Below are 16,510 nucleotides of genomic sequence, written 5' to 3' on the forward strand. Positions count from 1 at the left end.
ATACATTACATACATCTCACTAAAAAAGAAATATCATTACATGCAGAAATCACATCATAAAAATTGTTATTAAACTTCCAACTTTATATATTAAGCATTTTAAGTTGCAAAATAAAAATTCACCAGTTGTTATTGCCAGTAATTTTTTATTTTAATATTTTTTTTACTAATATCTTGTTGATTTTTGTATTTTAAATTCTGCCACTCAGATAGTATTTTTAGCTTTTTTTTAATTGAGTCACTTCAATCCAGTTTTGTTCCATCCATTTTTGACTAGTCTTAAACAGCCTATATTTTTCTTTATTACTTAAATCTTCAAAAATAATTTTTGAAACAATAGAATTTCGCTTTTCTGATTTTCCTATTAAATACTCAGGTAAAACGTTGAAATAATCTGCTAATTCTAACAATCTACTACCAGAGGGTTCCGTTCCTTGCTTATAATTATGAAGGGCGTTTCTAGAATAGTTAAGTTCTCTCTCAATACAATTCATTGATTTCCCACTCATTTTTATTAGTTCTGTAAGTCGTTCCCAGAAGATATTTGTTTTTATGCTTATTTTTTCTTCTTCCATTTTTTTTCTCCTAAAACCACAGCAATTCCAAGCATCATAGATCCTAAAACCAGAGTAAACAAAGTTACCTTCTCTTCATCCCCCGTTTGAGGTAAAGTTAAATATTTTGCTTTTGAATTAGATTGACTAGAGGAAGTAGTCCTAGCTATAGTATTACCTGATGTTGAATTTTTAATCTTCGTATAAACATAAGTTACTGTTTGAGCTTTGTCTGTAAATTGACCAGTCGAATTTCCTTGAACTTCTTTGAAAGTATAACCGGAAATGTCCTTTTGCTCTGTACTGTAGTCATCACCAACATTACCAGATTTCACAACATCACCTGAAATCTTGTTACCTTCTGTATCAACGTACTTCGCTGTCACATCTGCTGCTTTTACTGGATTCTTCGTATAGATGTAAGTGACTGTTTGAACTTTATCTGTAAATTGCCCCGTCACATTCCCTTGAACTTCTTTGAAAGTATAACCGAAAATATCTTTTTGCTCTGTGCTGTAATCATCACCAACATTACCAGATTTCACAACATCATCTGAAATCTTGTTACCTTCTATATCAATGTACTTCGCTGTCACATCCGCTGCTTTTACTGGATTCCTCGTATAAACGTAAGTGACTGTTTGAGCTTTATCTGTAAATTGCCCCGTCGCATTCCCTTGAACTTCTTTGAAAGTATAATCGGAAATGTCTTTTTGCTCTGTACTGTAGTTCTCTCCAATGTTTCCTGATTTCACAACATCATCTGAAATCTTGTTACCTTCTGTATCAACATACTTCGCTGTCACATCCGCTGCTTTTACTGAATTCTTCATATACAAATATGTGATATCGGCAGTATCATCTGATAGAATGCCAGAAACGGGGGCAGAACCAACTGCTAATCCTGAGTAAGTATAACCACCAATAGATTTCTCTGTAGAAGTATAACTCTCGTCTACAGAATCTGAACCATTAGTATCTTTCCCAGTAATTTTTTCTTCTGAAGCTAATACAGTGCCATTAGAAGTAGACCCATCCAGAGTTTCCTCATAATGTGCCGTGATTTGAGGAATACCATAAATTTGAGCTTTCATTGGCGTATTACTACTCAGATCAGATCCAGATGCTTTTCCTTTTGCGTAGGAATAACTTTGGATCCTTGCGGTATCTCCGATTTTTGTATTCTCAATTTTTAACACTTGAACAGGTAAGTATCCAGAAATGACTATCTGTGATTCCAACTTATCTGCTTTTATAGCAACAGCTCGTATGGTTGACCAATCTGTAATTTGATCTTCATTTAACCAATCACTTGATGTCAAATCAATCGAAGTGTCTGAATTATCACTTGGAAGCGAATAATTCTTTGTCGAATAGACGACTTGTGCACCAGTTCCCGACAGATTTGTAACGGGTCCAGTTAATTCCATCGTAAATGAATCACCCTCTTCAGTATTAGGAAGTACAGCGAGAGTTTGGGCATTTGTATATTCACTTTTTGAACCATTAGTTACTGAAAGCATTACTTTTCCAGAATTATTATCATCATTATTTTCTGATTTCAGTCCTCTATCAAATCCTGCCATACCGGTCGCTTCTGTGTAATAAGTAGAATCTCCTGTTTTACTACCTGCAAGTCCAACAGTATTACTAATTGATGAGGGTGCGGTTATGGTCCATTTCATTCCTTTTGAACCTTCATAAACTTTTCCACCATAAACCGGGTGAAGATCATCTTTGTTATTATCTGTTAATTGTGTAATCCATTGGTTTGTAGTTCCTGTCGCTGGAGCAGCAACATCACTTACTTTCCATGGGAGTGCTTCTGGATAAAAGAATGCTGCTGCTGGATTTGTATCTGCAGGAATCGTTACGGTATATTTAGAGAAATCAAGTTTTGTTAAATGTTCGCCTGTTACTGTATCTAGCCCTAAGTCTGTTATAACTGGATAATATTTGGTTCCTTTATAAGTCCACCCCCATTGGTTAATCTTACTTTGATCCAAATCAATTAGACCTTGATCAACACTGCTAACAATAATTGTTGGAAGCCTTACATCAGCTGTAGATCCTGTTGTTGCACTACCTGGTATTATAATTTTCCCATCTGGATTACTATCCATTGTAGTTTCTTTATTAAGCAGCGTCCACTTAGCCCCTGTGGTAAAAGTTTGACCTTGTGTATACGTACCAGATATATTGTAATCCAAAGTGTTTTTTATACTGAATTGTGAGGACGAACTTACACTGCTCTCAAAGAATTTTAAATGGCCCGTAACGGACATATTTTTATCTGTCGTCACACTGTGTACATCTAATGTTATAGGAACTTGCTCTCCATTATTATATGTACCATCTTCAATAACAGCATTAAGAAGCCTTACTTCAATATTATTACCAGCTAATATATTGGCTTGACCTGCAATGCTAACAATATGTGCCCCCCCATTTAATGCTGTAGTTATTGTTGCATCATTAGAAGATATTGTAGATACATTGTAACTTGAACCATTGTCCAATACAATTGTAAAAGGACCTATATTATTCAAATTACCCGATGTTGTTACGGAACCGTTGGGAGCAGTCGCAATAGATACATCTGTTAAATTACCACACCATTTTTGAGGCAAAGTAAATTTATAATCTTTTAGTATATTCGTTTGATTGACTGTATCATCAAGAAAATTAACTGATAAGTTTGGAGTAGCAATTGAACTATTTATGCTCGTATCTGACGTCTTTCCTGTAACAAAACCTTTTACTCCTGTATTATTACTAATTGTTTTAGAATAAAAGCCTTCATGCTCAGGGTCAATTGAAGCTTTATCATAACCTTCTAAAACACCTCCAAACATGGGAGTCATAGTACCTGGATTTGCTGCTCCGATAGTAATATCAGCCAAACTTCCAGTTGATACAGGAATATTTCCAATAGTACCATCATAGTATTGAGGAGTTAGGGTTAAATCAGGAGTAAAATGATATGTTCCTGAAGCAGTTCCTGTTGCAAAATATCCATATAAATACATATATGCTTCATTGTAAGATGTCTGATCAACTCCGTATCCCCCACCAACAACATTAGATACAATGATATCTGAACCTGCACCACCTGGTTGTGAAAGACCTGCTGGAATTGCTGGGATAGCAGTGCCATCAGTTGGAACATTTTCATTTGTATCTTGATAATTTGCTAGACTTCCACCAACCAATACAAAACCTGATGGAACATGGATCACACCTGACATTTTAGCATGGTTAGCTTGTGTAATTCCTGTACTCGCAGCAGTAAAATCAGGTTCCGTTTTTACTCCCATTACAAAATTATAAACTGAGTTCCCATCGGCTGTATATATATTATTAGACACAGCTGTATTATGTGTTCTAACAGTAGCAGTACTTGTTATGGGGTTCGTAACCACAATAGAACCAGTAACAGTTGTTGTTCCTCCTTCAATTGTAATAGGTAGAGTTGTATCTCCAGGAGCAAACTGATTGTTATCCCCTTGATCAGATAAAAAATAGGAGACGCTAAAAGATTTTACTCCTGACGTTGAAAATGTATAAGTAAGTTCAGCAGCTCCATTTACAATAGTTTTATTAACACTTGCTCCACTTGGAATGTCATAAGTTTGAACAGTTATACCTTTTGGGACCGTAATCTTAATCGTATCTCCGATAGAAACTGTAGCCGAAACAGAAAATTGTTTCGCATTAGAAGCATTATTTGGCCATCCTCCCCCATCAGGAGTTAATGTATATTTAACTGTATTATCTGAACTTGGAGTATTAACATCCATATCCAAAGTTAATCCCGATATTTTTGGTACAGCTGGTGCTTGGGGACTATCAATAACTTTAGAAGATTGATCATTAGGAATGTCTTGTTGTGTAGTATTTATACTTGAGCTATCTTGTAAATCACTATTCTCTACTGCATTAGCACTTTCTCCACTTGTCGAACTTTCCGGAGAATTTGTAAATGAGGAGCTAATTACATCAGCAGAACCAATCAAATTGGAAGGACCAAACAAAACTGTAAGAGTTACTGCGCCTATGGTTAGCCATTTTTTTCCTGATTTCCATGTTCTAAATCCTCGAGTTTCTTCTCTTCTCTTCATTTTTTCATTCCTTTTCTTTACGAAAAATTATAGTTTTTGTGAAACATGTATCACCAAATAGAGTAATTACAAAAAAAAAGTGATATAATTTGATTCACTTCTATTTATTATTCCAATATCATTTATCTAAGATTCTTTTAACCTGATTTATATTTTTTTAGTAAAGCAAAACAGGTTGACTTTTACTGATTTGTAACGTATAATAAACAAAGTAACATATATTCAAACAGTATTTTCACAAAAACTATAATTTTTCTGACTATACCCTTCTATTCATTTCTAATAAAATAAAAAATTATTAAGAGCTTTTCTAGTATCGATTTATTCGGTAAATTTTATTTTAATTTTTATAATATACTGTTACAAAGGCAGCCATGAATATTCCCATATTTGAAATAACATTCAACGCGTTTGCTTAATATTAAAACTCATAAAATAAAAAGTCACTAATGTTTAGTGACTTTTTATTTTATATGTTTTCTATATTCTTCAATAATATCTTGTTATTTTATGTATTTTAAATTCTGCCCACTATTTGCCCACTAAATTTTATATTAACTTCTATAATGCATTGCTACAAAGGCAGCCATCAATATTCCCATATTTGAAATATAATTGCGCCATTACTTTTCCTTTTATTTTTTAGCTTCTAAACCATTGATATCAAAAGTTCTGTACTTCAAAATCCCTAAAGATTACTTCATAAACTTTCTCGATTTCTCTAATTTTTACTCTACGAGGTCAAATTAAAACACAACTTAAATTATATCATATTTCATTTATATTTTAACCCTTCTCTCTGTTTTATTAATCCATCAAAGGTTGGAAATGTTACTTCATTTAATGTATATCTTTATAATTTCTTAGTAATAAGATCCTTTTATCTATTTTCTTATTTTTTATTGCACTCGAGATGAAAACACCTATTCTGGAATTTTTTAAAATAAAAAAACCAATATTTTTTTTATTGACTTTTTTACTTTTTAAATTTTTAATAAGATCCTCGCTGATTTTTGTATTTTAAATTCTGCATTAACTATCGTTATCTTTTATTTTCAATATATTATCAAAACAAAAAATAATAAGAGTTTTGCGCTCCCTAAACTTAGTAAAAAGTTTAATTTTGGAAAACTGATTTTAGAATAATCTTTTAGATAGCCTTTATCGTTACTTCAATATTACCTTGAGTAGCGCGAGAATATGGGCAAGTTTTATGTGTTAGTTTCAAGAGTTCTTCTGTTTCTTCAGTACCCACTCCTTCGATATGTCCTGTAATATCAACTCCTAATACTACATCTGGAATTTCATTTTGACTTAAATTATAGAGAGAAACTGTAACTTCAATAGTTGATTCACCCTCTATATTTTTTGATTTCTTAATATAGTCTAAAGCACTATTAAAACAAGCGCTATATCCTGCAGCAAATAATTGCTCTGGATTTGTTGCTCCTTCAACCTTTCTGCCTGGTGCAACAATATCTAAATTAAAACTTTTATCTGGAGAATGGACTTCGCCATTTCGACCGCCAGTATTTATCATTTTTGTAGAAAATATTTTTTTCATTGAAATCTCCTTTTTAAATTGTTTACAATATAATTGTACTAAATACAATTACGTTTGACAAATATATAGATTCAGATATAATGAAATGATAGGAGAAAATATGACAGACAATATTCTTAGCAAGGAATTATGTTTTCAATTATACATTGCTTCAAAGGAAATCATAAAAAAATATAATTCTTATTTAAATAGATATTCGCTTACTTATACTGGATTTATCGCTATGTTAGCAATTGAAAACAAGATGACAATAAATAAATTAGGCGATGAACTCTCTTTAGATTCTGGTACATTAAGCCCTCTGCTAAAAAGATTGGAAGCAAAAGGATACATTATAAGAAAACGTTCTGATAAAGATGAAAGAAGTGTTGAGTTATTTCTCACAGATAAGGGAGCACAAGTTAAAAAGGAATTACCTTCTATCTCTATTGAAATTGGTGACAGTTTAGTTTCTTGCAACGAGAATATTAATTATGACTTACTTCTCTCGCAATTACTTACTTTAAATAAAAGTTTGAAAACAGAAATTTAAATATTTATGCTTATTTATATAAAAAAACCTGACCTAAGTCAGGTTTTTTTATTTATTGTGCATCTTTTACAGCCTGATCAGATTTTGCTCGAGTATCTTGAACTTCTCGCAATGCTTGATCATTGTCCTGCCCAGACTTTTGCCTTAAATCATTAAGTTGTTGGTTTAATTGAGAAATTGTTTGGTTTGCTGTATCAACCTCTTTTTGTTTATCAGCTACTTTTTGATTTCCTTCTGCAATTTTTGTATTGATTTCATTTATCTTTGCATTAATTTCATTTTGTTTGTCAACATTAGCTTGCGTTAATTGAGTTTGCAAAGAATTGACTTGTGAACTTTGTGAATCAACTGAACTTTTTAAGTTTGCTATGGTCTGATTTAAATCAGAAATTACTTGATTTTTACTTTTAACCCGATTTGATAGTGTATCAATATTGTTGTTAATTGTCTGAATTTCTCCATGTCCAGTCCAATAATTATCCGCTAATGATTTAATACCAATACACGTACTAAAAACTATTGCAAAAGTGGTGGCTGCTATGATAATTTTTTTTATTTTCATTTTTATTTTTTCCTTTATTTTTTTCAAATTACACACACAAAGAGCATTGTACCATATACATTACATCAAAACAATACCAATTATGGAAAAAACTGACTTTTTTAGTTATACAAAAAAACTATACCCCTTAAATGTTTGTTAAACAATACTTAAGAACAACACGAAATGCATAACATATAAAATATGCATTATACCACTTTGATAACATATACGAAAATCCCAGATAAAAACAAAGAAAAGGTTTACATTCATGCTTTTTTATGCTATAATTTTCCAACCTCAAAATAGGAGAATATAAGATGAAATACTTTGTACGCCTTGCTACAGAGCAAGATAAACCCGCAGTTGCTAAATTCTATGATAATTCTTTACCATTGATTGATGAAAAACAAACGAGTTGGATAAAAAATATTTATCCCTCAATTGATACAGCTCTAAAAGCAATTGACTTATCTCAGCTCTTTGTTTGTTATGATTCAAATGATATTGTTTCAGGAACTGTGATTCTAAATAATCAATCAGATAAAGAGTATGAAAATATTACCTGGAGCACTCCAGAGCTTGATCCTAATCAAATATTGGTAATCCATACTTTAATTATAGATCCTAAAAAATTAAATCAAGGAATTGCAAGTGCCATGATCAACTTTATTAAAGATTTTGGCAAAAGTAATAGTATGGTAACTATTAGATTAGATACTAATTTTAAAAATACACCTGCACAGAAACTTTATGAAAAACATCAATTTGTATTTCGCGGAAGAACCAATCTCAAGAGCTTTGATAACAAAGGATGGGACGATTGCGTATTTTATGAATTTTGTCTTAAATAATTAAAAATATAAAAATAAGTAAAAACCACTATTTTTTTTAGTGGTTTTTTATTTTATAAATTTTCTTTTTTTAACAATATTTTTTAATTTATTTTAAATTCTACCCATTAAATTTTATTTTGGTTTCTTTAATTCATTGCTACTAAGAGGACTAGTAATATTTGCATATTTGAACTGATTAAATATTTTTCTTAAAAATTGTAATTTTTCCTAAAACTTACATCAATTATTCTTAAATATTTTTAAATAATGAATCAAATACACAACATCTTTGCCCTTCTCTAAATCTAACTGTAGCAGAAAATAAACTCTTTTTTTGGTGGGAAGGAATAAACTGAGGTATTTTCCTCAACACCTTTTTACTATTTTTTCTGATATTATTTATTGATTAATGGTTTTTTTTAGAGTATAATATCAGATAAACGGATTTTTTGTATTAAATATGTTACTGAAGGGGAGAAATGGATAAACATAAATTAAATAACTTTTTTGACTACTCACTTGAACCTCGCAGAGCTATCCTTTTTGAAGATGTCAAATCAAATTACGCTTCTATTGAGTGCGTTCAACGAAATCTTAACCCTTTGACAACTTCTCTTTGCGTCATGAGTCGTGCAGATAACACTAAAGGTTTAACGCTTGCCTCTAGTCCTACTTTTAAAAAAGTCTTTGGAATGAAAAACATAAGTCGTGCCAGTGATTTACCCTTTATTATTGAAACAAGGAAATTCAATTTCCCACAATGGTATCGAACACATACGGATATTTACGGACAACGGGCTGAACCAACTTTGCAGTATGTCGCTTTCATCGAATCTTGGGCAAAACGAACATGGCTTGTTCCGCCTCAAATGCAGCTCTATGTAGATTATAAAATCAAAGTTACTGAAATTCTAACCAATTACACATCAATTGAAGAAATTCACTCTTACTCAATTGATGAATCATTTTTAGATATCACAGAATCTCTTAACTTCTTCTATCCTGATATTAGAAACCGATATGAGCAAATGAATCTGATTGCTTTAGATTTACAACGTGAGATTTTGGATAAGTTAGGGCTTTATGTAACTGTAGGGATGGGTGATAATCCTCTACTTGCAAAACTTGCCATGGATAACTATGCCAAACATAATCAGAATATGAGAGCATTAATACGGTATGAAGATGTGCCTAGTAAACTCTGGACTCTTCCTAAGATGACTGACTTCTGGGGAATTGGAAAACGAACTGAGAAACGTTTGAACAAGTTAGGAATCAGTTCTATTAAAGAGCTTGCAAATGCTGACCCTCTTCTCCTTAAACAAAAATTAGGCACAATTGGACTCCAACATTTTTTCCATGCAAATGGAATTGATGAAAGTAATGTAAGGGAAAAATATATTCCTAAATCTTCTAGCTTCAGCAATTCTCAAATTCTACCTCGTGACTACCATAAACAAAAAGAAATAGAACTTGTGATTAAAGAAATGGCTGAAAACTTAGCGATAAGGCTAAGAAAGGGAGGAAGAATGGCAAGCAATCTTTCACTTTATGTGGGTGCTGCAGCAAGCTCTGAACACTCTTCTATTAAAATTTCACGCAATATTGAAGCAACACAAAATACAAAGGAACTGCAAGACCTCGCAATTCGTTTATTTCGTGAAAAATATCAAGGTGGAGCAGTAAGGCAAATAGGAATAAGTGGCAATCAACTCTCTGATAATTCGGTCAAACAACTTTCTTTATTTGAAACTGTTGAAGAAAATCAATCCAACGAAAAGCAGGAATCCCTTCAAAAAGCCATTGACGAAATCAGAGAAAAATTCGATTTTCTATCCATTCAAAAAGCAAGTAGTTTATCCGAAGGTTCACGTGTGATTTATCGAAATAAACTTATTGGAGGTCATGCAGCAAGTCAAAATAAGGAGGATAAAGATGTCAGTTGACCGTTCTTATAGTTCCTATGAAGTCATTCGAGCATATCAGGATAGAGGAATGATGAAATGGGGATCATTTGCGACCGGAGAGTTGACCGAGGCCCAAAATGCATTTGTTAAAGAGCAAAATAGTGATAAAATCTTACAACCTTTATCACATCACATTATACTTCATCTTCTCAACCAGTCATTTACTAATCAAGTACAAGTCAAAATTAAATATCAATCTAAGGATAAAATAACTGAAGTTTTTGGTTTTGTATCAGAATTTATCAATAATCAAGTTAGAATAAAATCCACAGATAAAATTCACCTCATATCTATCGAAAAAATTATAAATATTTCATAATTAATGAAAAAAGCATGTTATGTCCAAACATGCTTTTTTATTACTATAGCTTCTTTGAATACAATAATTTCATAAATAAGAATAATTTTTAATATTTATTCAGATGACATCTCATGATATAATTGTTTAAAGAATAAGTTCAAAAGGAGAAGATTTATGGAATATCAACTAAGTTCAACATCAATGGCACCACTAGTGGAGATTAGTCTTGACAATAATGAAGAGATTCAAATTGAGTCTGGAGCGATGGTCTATCATAACGCTGCTGTTAAACTTGAAGGAAAAATGAACAGCAATGGAAAAGGAGGACTTGGAGGTGCTTTAAAAGCTCTTGGTCGTTCAATTACAAGTGGAGAAAGTTTCTTTATTACTAAGGCAAGCGCAATAGGTGCAAATGGTAAAATTTCGCTTGCTCCTGCTAGCCTTGGTTCAATCAAGGAAATTCTTGTCGGTCAAGAACAGTGGAATCTTAACACAGGGGCATTCCTCGTTAGTGAGGGTGGTGTCCATTACATAATGGAACGTCAAAAATTAGATGGAGCATTATTTGGAGGAACTGGTGGTCTTTTTGTGATGAAAACACAGGGCAGCGGAAAGATGTTAATCAGCGGTTACGGGGATATTGTAGAAATAGATCTTGATGGAACAGAAGATTTTGTAGTTGATAATCAACATGTTTTAGCATGGACTGAATCTTTGAGTTATTCAATTGAAGTTGCTTCCGGAACATTTGGTTTTAAGACAGGAGAAGGGTTAGTTAATAAATTTCGAGGTAAGGGAAAAATCCTGATTCAAAGTAGAAATGTTGAAGCCCTCGCACAGTCAATCATTCCATTCATACCAAGTAAAGGATAAATAAAAAGTCACTAAACTTTAGTGGCTTTTTATTTTATAAATTTCCTTATTTTTCAATAATATCTTGTTGTTTTATGTATTTTAAATTTTGCACACTATTTTCACACTAAATTTTATTTTAGTTTCTATCGTATATTGCTACACTAACATTCAGTAATAATTCTATATCTTAAATTGGTTTTGAACATTCTTTAGTTATTCTAATACATTCAAATCTTTTTATTTATTGAAATGCCACGAACTGAAATATCATTATATAAACTAAAATATAAATAAAAACAAAATTTCTGGCACTTGATTATTTTAAGCTTGTATTTCTAATAATACTGTGATTTTCGTAGAGACCGAAAAGCCAAAGCTTTGGAACCTCTTGGACTTTTAAATATCGACGGAAATCTAAGTTCAATTGGGTATAAAAGCATAGTCAAATTTCGGACTAACTTACTCTGTTTTAAACTTCGAAATAGAACCATTTTATGGCTTCATAGTGGGAAAGAGGAGCACATCTCTAATAGTTGTTGTATTAGTTAAGAGCATAACAAGTCGGTCAATCCCAATCCCTAATCCTCCAGTAGGGGGCATTCCATACTCTAAAGCCTCTACATAATCATAATCTATACCAGTCGCTTCTTCATCACCTAATTCTTTATCTCTTGCTTGATTTTTAAATCTTTCTAACTGATCTATCGGATCATTCAATTCAGAATATGCATTAGCATATTCATGCCCACCGATAAACAATTCGAATCTCTCAGTAAACCTTGGATCTTCTTTACTCATTTTAGCAAGAGGTGTTATTTCTTTTGGGTGGCCAAAAATAAACGTGGGTTGAATCAAAGTTTCCTCAACAAATTTTTCAAAGAATTCATTAATGATATGCCCAATTGTAAAATGTCTTTGTACCTCAATACCATGATTAACAGCAATATTTACTGCCTCTTCAAAGGTCATCTGTTTTCTAAAATCGATCCCTATTTTTTCTTTTATTGCATCAACCATATGTAATCTTTTAAAATTCTTAGATAAATCTATTGAGGTTTTCTTTCCTGATAACTCTATCTCAACTACTGTACTTGAAGCAACGGATAATGCTGCACTTTTAAAAATACCTTCTGTTAAATTCATAATATCTCTAAGATCAGAATAAGCTTCATAACATTCTAACATGGTAAATTCAGGATTATGAGTATTATCCATCCCCTCATTACGAAAGTCTCTTCCTATTTCATATACTTTTTCCATTCCACCAACAATTAACCTCTTCAAATGCAACTCCGTAGCAATTCGAAGTGTCATATCTATATCTAAAGCATTATGATGAGTAGTAAATGGTTTTGCTGAAGCGCCGCCAGCTTGATTTTCCAAAACTGGAGTTTCTACTTCGAGGTATCCTCTATCATCCAAATACTTTCTCACTGAGCTGATAATATTGCTTCTCATCCTAAAGCGTTCTAAACTTTCATGATTAGAAATCAAATCTAAGTAGCGTTTACGATAACGAGTTTCTGTATCAGTGAGGCCGTGCCATTTTTCAGGAAGTGGGCGCAAAGCTTTTGATAGATGCGTTAAACGAGTAGCTTTAACAGTGACTTCACCAGTGTCAGTTTTCATAACGTCGCCTTCAACACCTAGAATGTCTCCCAAATCCGATTTTTTAAAAATATCGTAATTTTCCTCACCCACAATATCTTTACGCACGTAAATCTGGATTTGCCCCTCTCGGTCTTGAAGGTTGGCAAAGCCAACTTTACCTTTGCCACGCTTGGTCATCATACGCCCAGCAATCATTGCTGTTAAAGCTTTTGCTTCCAAATCTTCTTTACTGTCTGCGTCGAAATTTTGATGTAACTCTCCTGAATCTGTCGTGCGTATAAACTTTTTCCCAAAAGGACTAATCCCCTTTTCACGCAACTCTTCCATCTTTTCACGCCTAACTTTCATTTGGTCATTCAACTCGATGCTTACTGTCATTATAAATCTCCTTTGCTCCTTGCTTTATGTTTTTTCTTTATATAGTACTTTTTTAGATCTAACATACTCAAAAAATTTTTTATAATAATACCACTTTTCAGATCCTGTTGCAAAGCTCCTCATAATTCCCTAATTAAGTATAAAATATAAGAATCTAAAACTTTGATTTTTTTGGAACTGGAATTAGCGCTTATTATATTTTATAATAGTATTAATATAAGGTGTTAAATGTTTATATGTGATTATTTGAAGTATAAATAAAGTGTAAAGTTAGCTAAAAAATCAAATTAAGCTATAATTAAAGATACTTTTTGTAATTATTTAGTATGTTTAGAATATAAACTATATAAAATAGAGGTCTAAAAAATGGATAAAAAAACAAAAAAATATTCTGAAGAAGAGCTTGCAATTGGAATTATTTTCAAAGAATTTCGAATATCAAAAGGTTTTTCCCAACTAGAAGCAGCTGGTAACGAGATTTCAGTTACACATCTTTCAAATTTTGAGAATGGGAAAACTGTCATATCTACAAATCATTTCCTTAATATTCTACAAAATATAAATGTAAATATGTTTGAATTTCAAAATTCTTTAAATCAATATTTTCAAAAAAAAGATTTATTACTTTTTAACATAGAGATGGCAGATGCTTTTGCTGAGAAAAACGTATCAAAATTACGTATGATTACTGAAGAATTGCATAAAAAATTAGAAATAAGTTCAACTATCTCAACCACCAAAAAATACAGACTTGATTATATTCGTGCAAAATCTATTCTCTCTTTTGTTGATTCATCTTATTTCCTTACAAAAAGTGAAATAACTTTTTTAGAAAACTACCTTTATAATCTTAAAGAATGGGGACAATATGATATAGCAATTTTGGGACAATGTGCACAATTTTTAGATTTTATTCATCTTATAGAACTATCCGATCGAATGATCAATCCTTCACAAAATTCCATCAACATTCCCTATGTAAAGCAAGCTATAATTCAAACTGTTCTTAATATAATTAATATTTTTGTAGATGCAGGGTTATACACTCCAGCTAGAAAATTTATAAAATATCTTGAAAACATTAAAATTAACGATAACTATATGTTTGAAAAATTTACTTTAGTCTATAATACTGCACGCTATAATTATAAGATAGGCGACGAAGGTGCACTTGCTGTAATGAATGATTGTCGAAAAGCCTTAGAATTCTGTAAATGCTTTAATACTTCAAATTGGATAGCCGAAGAAATAATCAGGATAAAAGATCAGAACTCAAAGAACAATTAACAAACTTTATCAAAGTAGTTAGCTCTATTCCAAAGTTTCCAAAATGAGTAGACTAACGTCAAATAGTTATACATAAAATGAGCTATATTTGGATTATAAAATTGAAGTTACGGATATTCTGACCAATTATACATCTATTGGTGAACCTTTTTTGACCATCACAGAACTTCTTAACCTCTTATATCCTAGTATTCAAACTAATATGAACAAATAAATCTTATTGCTTTAGATTTGAAACGTGAGGTTTTGAATAAGTTAAGCCTTTATGTAACTGTAGGGATGGCGACAATCCTCATTTTTCAATGGTATCTTGTTGTTTTATGTATTTTAAATTTTGCCCACTAAATTTTATTTTAGTTTCTATAATGCATTGTTATAAAGGAATCCAGTAATATTTCCATATCTAAAATATAGTTGAGCGATTACTTTTCCTTTCCCAGTTTTACCTTCTAAACCTTAGAAGATTCTTCACTAATTTCTTTCCCTATAATATAAAAAGATAGAGCAATATTTTTCTTGCTCTATCTTTTTATATTGTTAATTATTTTTTACTTTGTTTCCGCAATTTGTAGAACTGGTTTCTTTGAACTATAAGTGCTTAAGTTCTTAGCGAATGCTAGCAAAAGGGGATTAGTGTTATGTTTTTCGATCGCTTCCTGTGATTCCCAATTTTCTATCATCACAAATTCTAGCTGATTATCCGTAGATTCATAAAGAGAGTATTCCAGACATCCTTCATCCTTTTTGGAAGCTGAAATCAGACCTTCTATCTCTTTTAAGAATTGAGATTTTTTATCTTCTTTAATATAAAATTTAGCATTTACAATAATCATAATTTTTATTCCTTTTTATTTATTAATGTTTATTTTTCAATTTTTGGAAAATAAATACTTGATGAGTCAATGATTGATAAGTCATATAATAAAATATTTTACTTGTTTTTGCAAATATTTTAGATTACACAGAATAAAAATTTATATGATTTCTTTATTTTTTCATTTAAATAAAAAGAACTGCCTTTAATGACAGTTTTTAAGTACTATTATAAAATTAGATATGATTAAATTTCCATAAAAGCATAATAGTTACCCGAAGGGCTTTGGAAATTAAATGCTTTTTTCCCGTTAGCATCCATCAAGTCGCTTGTTGTAGGAGTAATTTTCTTTAATTTTTCATTCATCTCTTCTATATTATCTACTGTGAATAGTAATGAAGGTTTATCATTCGCAACTTCGGGTGAGACTTTTTTTATAAACTCGATATCCCAAATTTGTAAAAAAGCATTGCCATCTGATAGCGGTGCAATTACAACTGAATCTGAGTTTTCCATCTTATGTCTTTCAATTTCTAAAAAACCGATTGACCTGAAAAAATCTACTTCTTTTTCTACTTCTTTTACATAAAGATTTACACAGATATTAAAAGCCATATTTATTTTCCTTTTTTCCTTTAACACTATCATTATATCGCTAAAATATTTAATCTATCCACTAACTTCTTTTAGCTCCCTAGCTTACAAATTCTTTATCTAGATAAGGAAAATAGAAATTAGTTTTCTAAGCTTTGTAGCTCTTTTAATGCAGGTTTTGGTATTTCTTTCTCTTGGACCTCATTCCAGTTTGTTACACCTTTATGCTTGTTATAAGTCAGTTCTAAATAGGCTTGGTTTCTTAAATTATGACTAGCCATAAACTTTACTAACTTTTTATCTCCTTTTGAATTGAAAGAATCAAGTTTGTAGTGATAAATTACCATTGGTGTATGATCATCAGCAGTCGTCTCTTCCCGCTCACCATTAACTAATATTTGAACATAGTAACTTTCCCCACCATAATTCATTTTATAATATGTATATCCAGAAGCGATTATCATAACCATAATAGCTAACAATCCTACTAATACTTTCTTCACAATATATTCTCCTTTATTTTATACCCTTATTATATCAAGGAGCTGGATTAAT

Annotated in this window: 14 protein-coding genes; 6 read left to right on the forward strand and 8 right to left on the reverse strand. The window is 31.4% G+C overall.

All coding sequences use genetic code 11. The features are described 5' to 3' along the window. Window positions 1-218: 218 nt before the first annotated feature. From IAE51_RS03755 to IAE51_RS03765, 3 genes are all read right to left on the reverse strand, one after another. Complete coding sequence (locus IAE51_RS03755) at window positions 219-575, reverse strand: helix-turn-helix transcriptional regulator (protein WP_200094781.1); 357 nt, start codon at window positions 573-575, stop codon at window positions 219-221. Beyond that, window positions 557-4,675, reverse strand: coding sequence for a MucBP domain-containing protein (locus tag IAE51_RS03760; protein WP_200094783.1), 4,119 nt, complete (start codon window positions 4,673-4,675; stop codon window positions 557-559). Before IAE51_RS03760 ends, IAE51_RS03755 begins: the two co-directional genes overlap by 19 nt. Window positions 4,676-5,825: 1,150 nt before the next feature. Further along, on the reverse strand, window positions 5,826-6,239 hold the full coding sequence (locus IAE51_RS03765; RefSeq protein WP_012897305.1) for an Ohr family peroxiredoxin: 414 nt from the start codon (window positions 6,237-6,239) through the stop codon (window positions 5,826-5,828). A 100-nt stretch (window positions 6,240-6,339) separates the two neighbouring features. Here IAE51_RS03765 and IAE51_RS03770 point away from each other — a divergent pair, with 100 nt between their 5' ends. Then, window positions 6,340-6,771 (forward strand): MarR family winged helix-turn-helix transcriptional regulator, encoded by a 432-nt coding sequence (locus IAE51_RS03770; RefSeq protein WP_200094785.1) that lies wholly within the window; start codon window positions 6,340-6,342, stop codon window positions 6,769-6,771. 52 nt (window positions 6,772-6,823) lie between these two features. Here the strand turns inward: IAE51_RS03770 and IAE51_RS03775 are convergent, their stop codons facing one another. Continuing rightward, window positions 6,824-7,333 carry a hypothetical protein gene (locus IAE51_RS03775; protein ID WP_010905453.1) on the reverse strand — a complete coding sequence of 170 codons (510 nt, stop codon included), beginning with the start codon at window positions 7,331-7,333 and terminating at the stop codon, window positions 6,824-6,826. Between the two features lie 299 nt (window positions 7,334-7,632). Between IAE51_RS03775 and IAE51_RS03780 the strand changes: the two genes are divergently transcribed. The 4 genes from IAE51_RS03780 (at window position 7,633) to IAE51_RS03795 (ending at window position 11,289) form a co-directional block, all read left to right on the forward strand. Beyond that, window positions 7,633-8,166, forward strand: coding sequence for a GNAT family N-acetyltransferase (locus tag IAE51_RS03780; RefSeq protein ID WP_021723151.1), 534 nt, complete (start codon window positions 7,633-7,635; stop codon window positions 8,164-8,166). 461 nt (window positions 8,167-8,627) lie between these two features. Further along, the gene (locus tag IAE51_RS03785) at window positions 8,628-10,094 is read left to right on the forward strand and encodes a Y-family DNA polymerase (RefSeq protein WP_058208586.1); all 1,467 of its coding nucleotides are present in this window, start codon (window positions 8,628-8,630) and stop codon (window positions 10,092-10,094) included. Next, on the forward strand, window positions 10,054-10,434 hold the full coding sequence (locus tag IAE51_RS03790; RefSeq protein WP_012897301.1) for a hypothetical protein: 381 nt from the start codon (window positions 10,054-10,056) through the stop codon (window positions 10,432-10,434). The genes IAE51_RS03785 and IAE51_RS03790 overlap by 41 nt, the downstream gene beginning before the upstream one ends. Window positions 10,435-10,590: 156 nt before the next feature. Then, window positions 10,591-11,289, forward strand: coding sequence for a TIGR00266 family protein (locus tag IAE51_RS03795; protein WP_015425920.1), 699 nt, complete (start codon window positions 10,591-10,593; stop codon window positions 11,287-11,289). Between the two features lie 474 nt (window positions 11,290-11,763). On the opposite strand, the gene lysS is transcribed toward IAE51_RS03795, so the two are convergent. Beyond that, entirely contained in the window at window positions 11,764-13,260 is a 1,497-nt protein-coding gene (gene lysS, locus IAE51_RS03800) for a lysine--tRNA ligase (protein ID WP_017864184.1), read from the reverse strand. A 366-nt stretch (window positions 13,261-13,626) separates the two neighbouring features. Here lysS and IAE51_RS03805 point away from each other — a divergent pair, with 366 nt between their 5' ends. Further along, a complete protein-coding gene (locus IAE51_RS03805) occupies window positions 13,627-14,547 on the forward strand; it encodes an Rgg/GadR/MutR family transcriptional regulator (RefSeq protein ID WP_038599443.1) in 921 nt (306 codons plus the stop codon). A gap of 548 nt (window positions 14,548-15,095) precedes the next feature. Here the strand turns inward: IAE51_RS03805 and IAE51_RS03810 are convergent. From IAE51_RS03810 to IAE51_RS03820, 3 genes are all read right to left on the reverse strand, one after another. After that, complete coding sequence (locus IAE51_RS03810; protein WP_003130528.1) at window positions 15,096-15,380, reverse strand: putative quinol monooxygenase; 285 nt, start codon at window positions 15,378-15,380, stop codon at window positions 15,096-15,098. Window positions 15,381-15,607: 227 nt separating this feature from the next. Continuing rightward, on the reverse strand, window positions 15,608-15,976 hold the full coding sequence (locus IAE51_RS03815) for a glyoxalase/bleomycin resistance/dioxygenase family protein (protein ID WP_021723158.1): 369 nt from the start codon (window positions 15,974-15,976) through the stop codon (window positions 15,608-15,610). 119 nt (window positions 15,977-16,095) lie between these two features. After that, complete coding sequence (locus tag IAE51_RS03820; protein WP_010905449.1) at window positions 16,096-16,458, reverse strand: YxeA family protein; 363 nt, start codon at window positions 16,456-16,458, stop codon at window positions 16,096-16,098. Window positions 16,459-16,510: the final 52 nt, after the last annotated feature.

This window comes from Lactococcus sp. S64 (assembly GCF_016516525.1).
GTDB lineage: Bacteria > Bacillota > Bacilli > Lactobacillales > Streptococcaceae > Lactococcus > Lactococcus lactis.

Bases quoted from the DNA above. Each gene is read 5' to 3' on its own strand.
- IAE51_RS03795 (WP_015425920.1), top strand. From the start codon at position 10,591: ATGGAATATCAACTAAGTTCAACATCAATGGCACCACTAGTGGAGATT.
- IAE51_RS03765 (WP_012897305.1), bottom strand. From the start codon at position 6,239: ATGAAAAAAATATTTTCTACAAAAATGATAAATACTGGCGGTCGAAAT.
- IAE51_RS03770 (WP_200094785.1), top strand. From the start codon at position 6,340: ATGACAGACAATATTCTTAGCAAGGAATTATGTTTTCAATTATACATT.
- IAE51_RS03805 (WP_038599443.1), top strand. From the start codon at position 13,627: ATGGATAAAAAAACAAAAAAATATTCTGAAGAAGAGCTTGCAATTGGA.
- IAE51_RS03810 (WP_003130528.1), bottom strand. From the start codon at position 15,380: ATGATTATTGTAAATGCTAAATTTTATATTAAAGAAGATAAAAAATCT.
- IAE51_RS03755 (WP_200094781.1), bottom strand. From the start codon at position 575: ATGGAAGAAGAAAAAATAAGCATAAAAACAAATATCTTCTGGGAACGA.
- IAE51_RS03790 (WP_012897301.1), top strand. From the start codon at position 10,054: ATGCAGCAAGTCAAAATAAGGAGGATAAAGATGTCAGTTGACCGTTCT.
- lysS (WP_017864184.1), bottom strand. From the start codon at position 13,260: ATGACAGTAAGCATCGAGTTGAATGACCAAATGAAAGTTAGGCGTGAA.
- IAE51_RS03760 (WP_200094783.1), bottom strand. From the start codon at position 4,675: ATGAAGAGAAGAGAAGAAACTCGAGGATTTAGAACATGGAAATCAGGA.
- IAE51_RS03785 (WP_058208586.1), top strand. From the start codon at position 8,628: ATGGATAAACATAAATTAAATAACTTTTTTGACTACTCACTTGAACCT.
- IAE51_RS03815 (WP_021723158.1), bottom strand. From the start codon at position 15,976: ATGGCTTTTAATATCTGTGTAAATCTTTATGTAAAAGAAGTAGAAAAA.
- IAE51_RS03780 (WP_021723151.1), top strand. From the start codon at position 7,633: ATGAAATACTTTGTACGCCTTGCTACAGAGCAAGATAAACCCGCAGTT.
- IAE51_RS03775 (WP_010905453.1), bottom strand. From the start codon at position 7,333: ATGAAAATAAAAAAAATTATCATAGCAGCCACCACTTTTGCAATAGTT.